Genomic DNA, 12,130 nt, shown 5'->3' with positions numbered 1-12,130 from the left:
AGGCTTTTTTAATCAGTATAATAATAACAATTTACTCTTTTTAATTTCTCTTCAAAATCCACTCTTTCAAAAGGCAGATCAACTAAAGCCGCAATTGTGCCTTTTCTTATTTCATCTGTATTATGTGTATATAATTTAAATCCGAGTTTATACAGTGCACACCTCACGGGTGTTGCAACGCTATACGAAGTTATTATACCAAATTTATTTAATATATTCTTAATCTGTGTAAAATATTCTATACTCCACAGCTCTTTATTTACTTTTGGAGAAAAGGCATCCTGAAAAACAATATCAATACTACTTAATTTTTTAATATATTCCCTTGCATCTCCTATAAACACTTCAATTTTTACAAATTCGTCTTCATAATAAAAATTATCGCTTATTTTATTTATAATGTGTCTTATGCTGTCAAACTCTTTAGGATATGGAAAATCTTTTAAATTCTTAATTAAATCTTCATCCATTTCTGGGGAGAAAATATTTAATTTTGAATGTTGGAGTCTGTTTAAAACACTTAAAAATGTGTTATATCCAAGTCCAAAACAGATATCTAATATATTAATTTCTTTTTTTTGAATAACATTGAAAGCCGGATATATGTGTTTATAAAGGCTTTCTTTAACAGCCCCCTCGCTTGAATGATAGCATTCGTTAAATTTATCGTTTTTTAATGTAAAAGTTCCGTCAGCTGTTTTTATCTTTTTCAACCTTTTTCCTTGCATAAAAAAATGCCAAAATTCCTATAATTACATATAAAGAAAATACAAAAACAAGCTCTATTTTATTTATTTTATATTCATAATAAAATATAAAAACACCGCCTATAAATAAACCGGCCATCGAAATTAACGTAATAATGAGCGATGAATTTGTCTTATCCTTTATTTTAAAATTAGCCAGAGACATTAAAAAAGAGACTAATAAAAATGTAATACTTCCAAATTCCAATATTAATCTTAAATTTCCTATAATAATGAGTAAACTCGCAACAAATGCCATAGTAACAATAGAATAACTTGGAATTGTACCTTTCCTGAAACTTAAAATCTTTGGCATATATCCATCGTCCGCAATTCTTGCAAGCTGACGGGAAGAGCCGAAAAGAGTGGAATTAATGGCACTTGTTGTAGCCAAAATTGCGCTAAAAATAACCAGAGCCCCTCCCCATTCACCTACAATCGATTTCATTCCCACAGCCAGAGCCGCTTCTTTATTTCTTATTAATTCATTCTTATCAATTGATAAAACACTGGCTAAAGCAATAATAAAATAAATCATACTTACTATAAAAATTGCCGAATATATCGCCCTTGGAATATTTTTATCCGGCTCTTCCATATCTTTTACACCGTTGATTATAAGCTGAAAACCTTCATATGCCACAAATGTAACGGATGAGACCATTAATATATTCAAAAACGGGGTGTTTTTAAAATCACTGCTTAAAACTCTTATAAACGAATGGAAATCATATTTTGAAAAATAAAAAAGAATAAATGAAATAATAAATAAAATAAACAGCTTTAAATACACAATAACATCTTCAACCTCCCCCATTCCCCTGACACTCCAGAGATTAATTGCGGCAAAAGTCCATACTATTAAAATAGCAATTATTTTTCTGATTATTTCATTTTCTCCGAAACTCATTAGACTTATCGAATAAGATGAAAATGTATAAGCATATAAAGCAATGGTTGAAATATATCCAAAAACCGTATACCAGCCTATTATTGCCGCCGCAAAATGCGAATTTGCAAATGTTCTTTTAAAAAAAGCGTATGTTGCACCTTCATCCTTATAATAAACTCCAAGTTTTACATATGCATATCCGGCAAAAAAAGCCAAAACACCTCCAAGAGCTATTGAAAAAGGAGCTAAAAATCCTGCAATTGAAACGGAAATTCCAAGAATGGTAAAAATTCCGCCCCCTATCATCCCGCCTATTCCGATTGCTAAAAGTTCTTTAAACCCCAGAGCTTTTTTAGTCATTTTCCACCACTTCCACAAAAGCATTATATAAAGTTACAATATCCCTGTCCGCCTTTCTTAAATGTTTTGCCAGGTTATATGAAATTATCCAAAGCATTTTTACCCCAATTGTAGGATATGTGTCAATTATTTCTATAAAATCGTTATGCTCTATTTCAAAAACCAAAATATCGGTTTTTGCTTTTATAGTTGAGCTCACAAATCCCCTGTCTATTAAATTGACCTCTCCAAAAAATTCTTCCCCTCCTGCCTTTATATCAGTTATAATATAATCATTTTTATATATTGTCTCTTTTATTACACTGACTTCGCCCTCTTTTAGAATAAAGGCTTTACCTGAATATTCGCCCTCTTTTACAAGGATTTCATCCTTTTTATATCTTTTTTCCTTAAAAAAATCTTTTATCTCTTCATATTCTTCATTATTCAGCGTTTTAAATATCGGATGGTTTTTCATAATATCTCCTCAATTATCAGCTGGACTTCCCTGCCGTAATAATTATTTTCACTTAAATTGAATTTAAATGTTATATTGTCATCAAATTCTCCGTCAAATCTAAAAATAATTGCAGGCAGATAAATATCGTTTTGACTTAAAATCAGTTTATAATGATTATCTTTTAAATTTTGAATATGCTCAATTTTGGCATGAGAGATAAATTTAGGTTTCGGATTGGCTTCTCCGAAAGGCTCATAACCTTTTATAATATCCAGCAGTTCCAAATCTATTTCACAAAAAGGAAGTTCGCCCAAAACAAAGTCTTCTATAAAAAAATCATCCTCACTGTATTTTTTTATTTTTTCATTTAAGGCTTTTTTTAACTTTTCAAAATTTTCTTTTCTTATTGTAAGCCCACAGGCCATTTTATGCCCCCCGAAGCCATCTAAAATTTCAGAACATTCATTAACCAATTCAAAAATATCGATATTTCCGAGACTTCTTCCGCTGCCTTTAAGAAATTTACCCTTTTTTGAAAAAACAATTGCAGGTTTTTTATACTTTTGAACAAGCCTGCTTGCAATAATCCCCACAACACCTTCATGAAAATCACCGTAGAAAAGAATAAAATCTTCATCTTCCACTTCAATAGATTCAATAATTTCTTTTTCCGTTTCTTTTCTTAAATTGTTAAGCCTGTCAAGTTCAAGATAATATCTAAAAGCTTCCTCTTCGCTTTTACTCACCAAAAAATTATATGCCGCATATGCACTCTCCATCCTGCCGGCCGCATTAATTCTCGGGGCTATCTGAAAGGCAATGGTTTCAGAGTTTATTTCTTTAAATTCACGCACCAAAATTCTGCTAAACGGCCTTAATGCCATATTCAGCCTTTTTAAGCCCATATTCACAAGTGTTCTGTTCATATGTGTTAAAGGCATTACATCGGCAATTATTGCAATAGAGAGAATATCCAGAAACTCCCTTAAATCTATTTTTAAATTCATTCTCTGTTTTATAGAGGCGCACAGATACCATGCAACCTCAGCCCCACATATTTCTTTAAAAGGAAATTCAGGTGAAATTTTCGGATTAATTACGGCATAAGCCTCCGGTAATTTAAATTCACCATTTTCACCACTTTCACCGCTTTCACCATTAATTATTGGCGTGTGGTGGTCCGTAATTATTAAATCAATTCCAACCTCTTTACAGATTTTGGCTGCTTCAAATGAGGTTATCCCGTTATCTACTGTAATTATCAAATCGGCTTTTATTTCTTTTAGAATTTTTGGGCTCAGTCCGTATCCGTGAACAAACCTGTTTGGAATAATTATTTCTACATCAACCCCAATTTTTTCAAAAAAAAGTTTCATTATTGCCGAACTGCTTGTCCCGTCAACATCATAATCACCGACAATTACAATTTTTTCTTGTGTTTTAATTGCTTTTACTATTCTATCAGCTGCTTTATCGATATCTGATAAAAAAGAAAAATGGGGAATATTAATAGAATCAATATTCTCTATTCTTGAAGATAATATATTTTTTATCAGCTCTTTATTTAATTTTACATCATGGCCGCTTTTCAAGCAGCCAGATGGGCTAAACTTATTTTTAACTTTTAATTTTTCATTTATATTCTGCATTTATATGCATTCTCAACAAAGCTCATAATTACTTTATTCGGAGATTTTAATTTATTTGTAAATTCCGGATGAAACTGAACTCCTACAAACCAGGGGTGATTTTTAAGCTCAACCGCTTCGATAAGCCCTTCTTTACTTTTACCGCTTACAATCATTCCATTTTCTTCCAATGCTTTTTCATACGCATTGTTTACTTCATATCTGTGACGGTGTCTTTCAATCACTTTATCCACTTTGTAGGCTTCATAAAGCTTTGTATCTTTTTTTATAATACATTCATACCCTCCAAGTCTCATAGTGCCGCCCAAAGGGGATTTGTGTGTTCTTATCTGTTTTTGTCCGTTTGCATCTATAAATTCATCTATAAGATACACAACCGGCTCGCTTGTATCCGGTTCGAATTCCTGAGAATTGGCGTATTTTAAACCTAAAACATTTCTTGCAAATTCTATTACAGCAAGCTGCATCCCTAAACATATCCCGAGATAAGGAATTTTATTAACCCTGGCGTATTTTATGGCTATCAGTTTACCTTCAACCCCTCTTTCACCAAAACCTCCCGGGACTAAAATTCCACTTACTTCCGCAAAAATATTTCCAAGTTCTTCATCACTGATTTTTTCAAGATTTTCACTGTCTATCCATTCAATTTCCACTCTCATATCAAGATGGGCGCCGCTGTGAATTAAGGCTTCTATTAACGATTTATAGCTCTCTTTTAATTTAAGGTATTTTCCGACAAAAGCTATTTTTACCGACTTTTGAGGAGAAATAATTTTTTTAACAAGATAATTCCATTCACTCATATCCGGGTGCAGTTCACCAAGATCGAGCTGTTCTGAAATCGGCTTTAAAATATCCTGATTAAAAAAATTCAGAGGGACCTGATAAATGGTAGGGGCATCCACCGCTTCAATAACGGCTTCCCTGTCTATGTCGGTGGAAGTGGCAAGTTTGTCTTTAAGACTTTTAGGAAGAGGCTTTTCTGTCCTGCAAACTATCATATGAGGCGTAATACCTATACGTCTTAGTTCCTGCACACTGTGCTGGGTCGGTTTTGTTTTAAGCTCGCCCGCAGCCTTCATATAGGGAATCAGAGTAACATGCACAAACATAGCATTATTTTTACCGACTTCCTGTTTAAGTTGCCTTACCGCCTCTAAAAAAGGAAGCCCTTCAATATCCCCGACTGTCCCTCCGAGTTCTACCACAACAATGTCGACATCGTTACTGACGTCTTTTATTCTTTTTTTTATTTCATCCGTAATATGTGGAATAATCTGAACCGTTTTCCCCAGATAATCCCCTCTTCTTTCCTTTTTTATTACGCTTAAATAAACCTGCCCTGTTGTAAAATTGTTTTTTTTGCCTAAATTTATATTTAAAAATCTTTCATAATTTCCCACATCCAAATCCGTTTCAGCTCCGTCTTCGGTTACAAAAACCTCTCCGTGCTCAAACGGGCTCATTGTTCCCGGGTCAACATTAATATAAGGGTCTATTTTTACCATAGTGACTTTCAATCCGCTGTGTTGAAGAAGCGTCGCAATGGAAGCTGAAGTAATACCTTTTCCGAGAGAACTGAGCACGCCTCCGGTTACAAAAATAAATTTAGCCATAAAGTCCCTTTTTTATGAAATTATATCATTTTTAAATAAGATATAATTTCATAAAAATACTGACTAAATAACGAAAAAGTAAAAATATTACAGCGTTGCGGAATTTAACAAAAATTTTGCGTTAAAAAATTGCATCTAACCCGTTAGGGCTGCGTAGCTGTTTGCAATTTTTAGCAAAATTTGAGTGATACTTTAGTAAAATGAAGCACTGAGCTGTAATATTTTTATCTTTGTAGTTTTTTAATTATCCATATTTAATCAGTACTAAAAAAGGTTATGATTGATAATATCAATATTAATTATATTTATTGCGGGATATCTTTTTAAAATATTTAAAAACGACTATTCCAAACCTTTGATAGATATTGTTATTTTTATCTCTTTTCCGGCACTTGTTATTTATAAAATTTATTATTTAAAATATTCGAATGAAATTTTAGAAATTTTTTTTATTTCATTTATCAGTCTTTTATTTGGCATGACATTCGGATTTATAATTTCAAAACTAATGAAATTTGACAGAAAAACATCTGCCGCCGTCCTTTTAACCACGACTCTCGGAAACACATCTTTTTTGGGCTTTCCGATGGTGGTAAGCCTGTTTGGGGAAAAAAATCTAATCTGGGCTATTTTTTTTGATCAGATAATGTTTTTCGGTTTAATTGTTTTTGGAAGTCTGTTTGTGGCATATGGAAGCGAAAAAAAAATAGATATAAAAAACATGGTAATAGACACATTTAAATTCCCTCCTTTTTTGGCCCTTTTATCAGCTCTGTTTTTAAGAAACTTTCATTTAAATCTGGAATTTTTAAAACCCGTCGGAAATTCTTTAATCTTTTTGGTAATATTGGCAATAGGAATGAGATTCAGCTTTTCGGATGTTAAAAAAAATATAAAACTGGCCTCATTGGTTCTTTTTATAAAAATGTTTTTAGTTCCTCTTAGTATCTATTTTATTATTTATTTCTTTTTTGATATCAAAAATCCCGCATTTCAGGTAGCTTTTACAGAAAGTGCAATGCCTCCTATGGTTATGGCTTCCGTTTTGGCAATAGAGGCAAAACTCAGGGAAGATTTGGCAATTTCTGCCGTGGGACTCGGAATTTTACTCGCCTTTATTTTACTGCCTCTTTATAAATATTTATTATTTTGATATAATTGCGTCCTAAAAACAAACGAAAGGTGGTGAGAGCAGTGCCAGGAATCGTAGTTCATCCGGGAGAAGATTTCGAATCTGCTTACAGAAAATTCAAAAGACAAGTTGATCGTAACTTGATTGTTGTGGAACTCAGAAAAAGAAGATTTTACGAACCTCCTAGTGAAGCTCGCAAAAAAGAAAAAATTGCGACCCGTAAAAAAATTCTTAGAAAACTTTGGATGCTCAGACGTTACGAATCAAGATTATAATCTTGATTCATTTTTTATATCTCTTACATCCGGCATTTAGCATTTCTTAAACCCTATCCTTGGCAAAATTTTAATATCTTTATAATCACTGAATTTATTATTTTTATATAATTCAACTGCAGCCCTTGCAATCATTGCCGCATTATCAGAAGTATATTTCATATCCGGATAAAAAAGTTTGAAATTATATATAAGTGAGAGTTTTTCAAATTCTTTCCTTAAAGACTGATTGGCACTAGCCCCTCCCACAATTGCAAAATTTTTAGGCCTCTGTTTTTTAATTGCTCTTTTTGCCATAAAAACCAGATGCTCTATTGCTTTTGCCTGAAAAGAGGCGGCAATATCTTCTTTTTTATATTTATTTGATTCAATAACCAAACGGACGGCATTTTTAAGACCGGAATAACTGAATTCTATTTTTGAAGAATTTTTAAGGGGAAGTGGTAAATCTATGCAAACCTTTCCTTTTTTTGCAATTTTTTCTATTTCAGGCCCTCCCGGATAAGGTAGTCCTAACATTTTTGCACATTTATCAAAACTTTCCCCAAAACTGTCGTCCAAAGTTGTGCCTATTTCACAAATATCATCAATCCCGTTGAAATTAATTATTTTTGTGTGACCGCCGCTTACCAGTAAAACCATCATAGGCTTAACTTCTTCTTTTTCAATAAACAGTGAATAAATGTGCCCTATTAAATGATTAACGGGAATTATCGGCAAATCAAGAGCAATTGAGAGGGCTTTGGCCATCATTACCCCTTCTTGAAGCGTGACACTGAGCCCCGGCGCATTTGTTACCGCCACGGCTTTAAGTTTTGGAAAAAATTTTTTACATTCATTTAAAATTTTAGGAAGGGCCTCGGCATGAAGTCTGCTTGCAAATTCGGGTACAACGCCGCCGTAAACAGAATGCTCAAGTTCCTGTGATATTTTTTTATGAAACAGAAGTTTTTTACTTTCTATTTCAACAACAGCTATGCTGCTGTCGTCACAGCTGCTTTCAATTGCTAAAATCATATTTTTTCCCTTCAAATATTAAAAAACTTAAAGATTTTTTAAACAAAATAATGTATAATTGTATCATATCAAATAAGGAGGTAAAAAATGAAGATACTGTTAATTGAAGACGATGAAAAAATTGGGGAAAACATAAAAGAATATTTAAAAAAAGAAAATTTCAGGGTAGACTGGGCAAAAGACGGAGAAGAAGGTTATTACCTTGCACAAAACAATAAATACGATGTTTTAATTGTTGACTGGATGCTGCCTAAAATGAGTGGGATTGAGCTTATAAAAAAACTGAGGGAAAAAGACATTTTAACGCCGGCGCTAATTCTTACGGCAAAAAGCGATTTGGAGGATAAACTCGAAGGTCTCAGTGTGGCAGATGATTATTTGACAAAACCTTTTGATTTTGAAGAACTTGTTGCAAGAATTAAAGCGCTTTTCAGGAGAAGCAAAAATATAAAAGAAAATATTTTAAAAGTGGGTGATCTGGAACTGAACCCCGACACAAAAGAAGTAAGAAGAGGGGGGAAAAACATAGAACTTACCGCAAAACAGTTTGAGCTTTTAAAATATTTAATGATAAACAAGGGAAAAATTGTAACTCCTGAAATGATTGCCAATAATTTGTGGGAAATGGATGAAGAGATTAATTCAAATGTTATTAATGTCTATATTTCGCATTTAAGAAAAAAAATAGACAAAGACCATGAAAAAAAACTTATAAAAACATTCAGGGGAATGGGTTTTAAATTAAGTGATGAATAATCTCAGAAACGATCTGTTTATAAAATTTGCAGCGGTTGTTTTAATAATAATAGCCCTTTTTGAGGGGGCTTTAATTTTTGCACTTACCAAATCATTTAATATGCATTTAAAAGACAGGCTTGTTATAATAGCTTCGGAAATTGCAAATTCTAAAAAATATAATATAAATAATTTAATAGAACTTCAACACAAATACAAAATTTATCCACTGTTTGTAAAAATAACAACACTTTCCAAATCCGCCGAAAATTTAAAAAAATATGAGGGTTTTGAAGTAAAAACAATAAAAACACCGAGCGGAATAGAAAAAATGCTTATTTTTAATTATGTTAAAAACAATAAAATAATAAGCGTTAAAACAATTATTTCAGGAAACAGCGACAAAATAGAAATAGTAAGAACGATATCTCTTGCAATATCATTTTTTATTTATCTTATAGTTTTGCTCGTAGGATATAAATTTATAGATGCCATTGCAAAAAATATTGAAAACACAATCAAAAGATTAAAATTTTTCAATTCAAACGTCTCACATGAGCTAAAAACTCCTCTGACTATTATGAAAGGGGAAATTGAACTTGCTTTAAAAAAAGAAGAATGCAGCGAAAAACTTTTAAAATCTATATTAAATGAAATTAATTATATAAATGACATAACTGAAAAACTGCTGTTTTTAACCAAAAAAGATTTCACAAAAAAAGATTTCAAACAAACAGATTTGGAAGACATTATATTGGAATTATATGAAAAATATTCAAAAAGAATTTCTATAAATCTGGAAATAAGTGAAGATGATTTTCTTATAAACGGGGATAAAACTCTCCTTAAAATGGCAATTTCCAATTTAATTGAAAATTCCATAAAATATCATGCAAAACATATAAATTTAAAATTAAAGAAAATAAAAAATAAAATAAAACTCATTATAGAAGACGACGGAATAGGTATACCAAAAGAAAAGATACCGTTTATATTTGATGAATTTTACAGGGTGGATGAAAGCAGAAACAAAAAAATCAAAGGATTCGGACTTGGTCTTGCCATTGTAAAATCAATATTAAACCTGCACAGCGCCAAAATAAATGTTGAATCTGATATAAACAAAGGTGTAAAATTTACAATAGAATTTAACTCTATTTAAAAAAATATTGGTATAATATCGGTTAGAGAAGGAAAATGTAACCGTTCATTTCAAAATGAAATTAAGGCTATAGATGGAATATAATCATTACATTTTCCGCTGTTTATATTTATATTCCATCTGCAGCCTCCCAAAGGAGAGGCCATGTATATCTACACTGAAAAACTCCTTAAAATGGATGATATTGTCATAACAAACGATGTACAAATTATTTTTTCCACCATTGACAATGAAAAAATATTAAACTGGCTTTTAGAAAACCATTTTCCCAACAGTTTTATCGAAGATATGCAAAACGAAGACCAGTCAATAACATATGAAGAGACAGAAAAGTTTAAATTGATTATTATGAAATATATCAGATTCGATGAAGAAGAAAATTTACTCTACGATGATTCGAATGTGGTAATAATAAAAACAAAAAACAAGCTTTTCATTTTAGCACAGGAAAAAGAAATAGTTACGGAACTTGCAAAAAAATTTGAAAAAAAATATAAAAAATCTAATTCTTTTGAATATTTAATTTATATCACTATAGATATTTTGATAGACAACACAATTTTATTGGTTGACGTAATAGACGAAACCCTGGAAGATTTGGAAGATTCTATTTTTCACGAAGAAGTTGAAGAAGACGAACTTCAAAAAGATGTTTATTATGCAAGAAGAACTCTAAACAGAATTACAAAAGTTTCCATTCACGAAAGAGACATTATAAATAAAATTCACAATAAACTCGATGAGACTCATAAGCATATGCTTAAATATGAATTTATAGACCTAACGGAACATTTAAAATATTTAATCAACGAATCAAAAACCCTGCTTGAGAGAACCGGCTATCTCCTTAACCTTCATATGGGTATTCTCTCAACCCGTATGAACAAAGCCATGCAGCGCCTCGCCGCCATATCACTTATATTTTTACCGTTAACTTTTATTGTTGGAAATTACGGAATGAATTTTAAATATATGCCGGAACTTAACTGGAAATACGGATATTTTGCCACATGGATTATAAATATAAGCATTGCTGTCGGGATTTATATCTGGCTTAAAAGAAAAAAATGGATTTGATTTTAATAAAAATTAAATATTAAATAAAACATTTTTATATATACATTGTGCCTGTCACTTTTTATAAAAAAAGAGAAGAAAAAAGAAAAGAATTTTGTTTTTAACTTAAACTCCGGATTCTTCTCTTCTTTGTAAATAATCCCAATACTGATCCACGTTTTTTTGAATTTCTTCAATAACCCACCTGTTTTCAGGTTTGAATAGATGGGCGAATCTTCCCTGTTTGCCCAAATATTCTTCAACAGGAAGTTTTTGTTTTGGTCTGTAAGTAATTTTTAACCTGTATCCGTCTTCAATTTCATACAAAGGGAAAGCACAGGTTTCAACAGCCAAATCTGCAATTTCCACCGTGTCTTCCGGTTTAAATTTCCATTCAGTCGTACATGGGCTAAGCGCATTTATAAATGTAGGTCCCACAGTGGCAAGAGCTTTGGCGGCTTTGTTAGCCAAATCTTTCCAGTGTTTGCTTCCGGGAACAGCAGTTGCAACATAAGGACAGCCGTGTGCGGCCATTATCATTGTTAAATCCCTTTAGGGGTTGTTGAAGTATGCGCCCCGAGCGGAGTGGATGAACTTCTCTGTCCACCTGTGTTTGCATAATTTTCATTATCCAAACATACATAAAGGAAATCATGGCCTCTCTCAGTAGCACCGCTTAATGACTGAAAGCCTATATCATATGTCCCGCCGTCTCCTCCGAATGCAACAAATACGTTTCTGTCAGGATTATATGATCTGTTTTTTTGCTGAGAGCTTTATACATAGCTTCTGCCCCGCTTATTCCGGCAGCCGCATTTTCAAAACCGATATGAAGCCAGGAAACATCCCATGATGTATACGGATAAATCGCACTGCATACTTCAAGACATCCTGTGGCGGTTGAAACAACCAAATCGTCATCAGTTGCATTAACAACTTCTCTAACTATCATACTGTGGGCACATCCGGGACATAATCTGTGCCCGCCTTGAAATCTGTCAGGAGTACAAGCAAACTCTTTTAAATTACCAATATTTTTCATAAAAAC

The 12,130-nt window shown here is 32.3% G+C and carries 11 protein-coding genes and 1 pseudogene; 5 read left to right on the top strand and 7 right to left on the bottom strand.

The genetic code is table 11. The features are described from left to right. Window positions 1-8: 8 nt before the first annotated feature. The 5 genes from DZ68_RS0105275 to DZ68_RS0105255 are packed head-to-tail and all read right to left on the bottom strand — an operon-like array spanning window position 9 to window position 5,705. Window positions 9-713 (bottom strand): tRNA (5-methylaminomethyl-2-thiouridine)(34)-methyltransferase MnmD, encoded by a 705-nt coding sequence (locus DZ68_RS0105275; RefSeq protein WP_236617788.1) that lies wholly within the window; start codon window positions 711-713, stop codon window positions 9-11. After that, window positions 691-1,998: an APC family permease gene (locus DZ68_RS0105270; RefSeq protein ID WP_024787597.1), complete on the bottom strand. Its 1,308-nt coding sequence runs from the start codon at window positions 1,996-1,998 to the stop codon at window positions 691-693. Before DZ68_RS0105270 ends, DZ68_RS0105275 begins: the two co-directional genes overlap by 23 nt. Next, window positions 1,991-2,455: a Crp/Fnr family transcriptional regulator gene (locus DZ68_RS0105265; protein ID WP_024790870.1), complete on the bottom strand. Its 465-nt coding sequence runs from the start codon at window positions 2,453-2,455 to the stop codon at window positions 1,991-1,993. Before DZ68_RS0105265 ends, DZ68_RS0105270 begins: the two co-directional genes overlap by 8 nt. After that, a complete protein-coding gene (recJ, locus tag DZ68_RS0105260) occupies window positions 2,452-4,086 on the bottom strand; it encodes a single-stranded-DNA-specific exonuclease RecJ (protein ID WP_024790869.1) in 1,635 nt (544 codons plus the stop codon). The genes DZ68_RS0105265 and recJ overlap by 4 nt, the downstream gene beginning before the upstream one ends. Then, entirely contained in the window at window positions 4,074-5,705 is a 1,632-nt protein-coding gene (locus tag DZ68_RS0105255; protein WP_024787594.1) for a CTP synthase, read from the bottom strand. The genes recJ and DZ68_RS0105255 overlap by 13 nt, the downstream gene beginning before the upstream one ends. A 280-nt stretch (window positions 5,706-5,985) precedes the next feature. Here DZ68_RS0105255 and DZ68_RS0105250 point away from each other — a divergent pair, with 280 nt between their 5' ends. Beyond that, on the top strand, window positions 5,986-6,858 hold the full coding sequence (locus DZ68_RS0105250) for an AEC family transporter (RefSeq protein WP_024787593.1): 873 nt from the start codon (window positions 5,986-5,988) through the stop codon (window positions 6,856-6,858). A 41-nt stretch (window positions 6,859-6,899) separates the two neighbouring features. After that, window positions 6,900-7,112 (top strand): 30S ribosomal protein S21, encoded by a 213-nt coding sequence (rpsU, locus tag DZ68_RS0105245; RefSeq protein WP_024787592.1) that lies wholly within the window; start codon window positions 6,900-6,902, stop codon window positions 7,110-7,112. 36 nt (window positions 7,113-7,148) lie between these two features. Here the strand turns inward: rpsU and tsaD are convergent, their stop codons facing one another. Continuing rightward, entirely contained in the window at window positions 7,149-8,129 is a 981-nt protein-coding gene (tsaD, locus tag DZ68_RS0105240; protein ID WP_024787591.1) for a tRNA (adenosine(37)-N6)-threonylcarbamoyltransferase complex transferase subunit TsaD, read from the bottom strand. A gap of 87 nt (window positions 8,130-8,216) precedes the next feature. Here tsaD and DZ68_RS0105235 point away from each other — a divergent pair, with 87 nt between their 5' ends. The 3 genes from DZ68_RS0105235 to DZ68_RS0105220 all read left to right on the top strand — a co-directional run bounded on the left by DZ68_RS0105235 (window position 8,217) and on the right by DZ68_RS0105220 (window position 11,103). Further along, entirely contained in the window at window positions 8,217-8,885 is a 669-nt protein-coding gene (locus tag DZ68_RS0105235) for a response regulator transcription factor (RefSeq protein ID WP_024787590.1), read from the top strand. Then, window positions 8,878-10,026, top strand: coding sequence for a cell wall metabolism sensor histidine kinase WalK (locus DZ68_RS0105230; RefSeq protein WP_024787589.1), 1,149 nt, complete (start codon window positions 8,878-8,880; stop codon window positions 10,024-10,026). The genes DZ68_RS0105235 and DZ68_RS0105230 overlap by 8 nt, the downstream gene beginning before the upstream one ends. Window positions 10,027-10,170: 144 nt before the next feature. Beyond that, complete coding sequence (locus DZ68_RS0105220) at window positions 10,171-11,103, top strand: magnesium transporter CorA family protein (RefSeq protein ID WP_024787588.1); 933 nt, start codon at window positions 10,171-10,173, stop codon at window positions 11,101-11,103. Between the two features lie 105 nt (window positions 11,104-11,208). Here the strand turns inward: DZ68_RS0105220 and DZ68_RS11350 are convergent. Next, window positions 11,209-12,124 (bottom strand): annotated as a pseudogene (locus DZ68_RS11350) (thiamine pyrophosphate-dependent enzyme). Window positions 12,125-12,130 lie beyond the last annotated feature (6 nt).

It is taken from the genome of Lebetimonas sp. JS085 (assembly GCF_000523295.1).
Taxonomy (GTDB): Bacteria; Campylobacterota; Campylobacteria; order Campylobacterales; family Nautiliaceae; genus Lebetimonas.
This window is presented reverse-complemented; position numbering and strand designations above follow the sequence as displayed.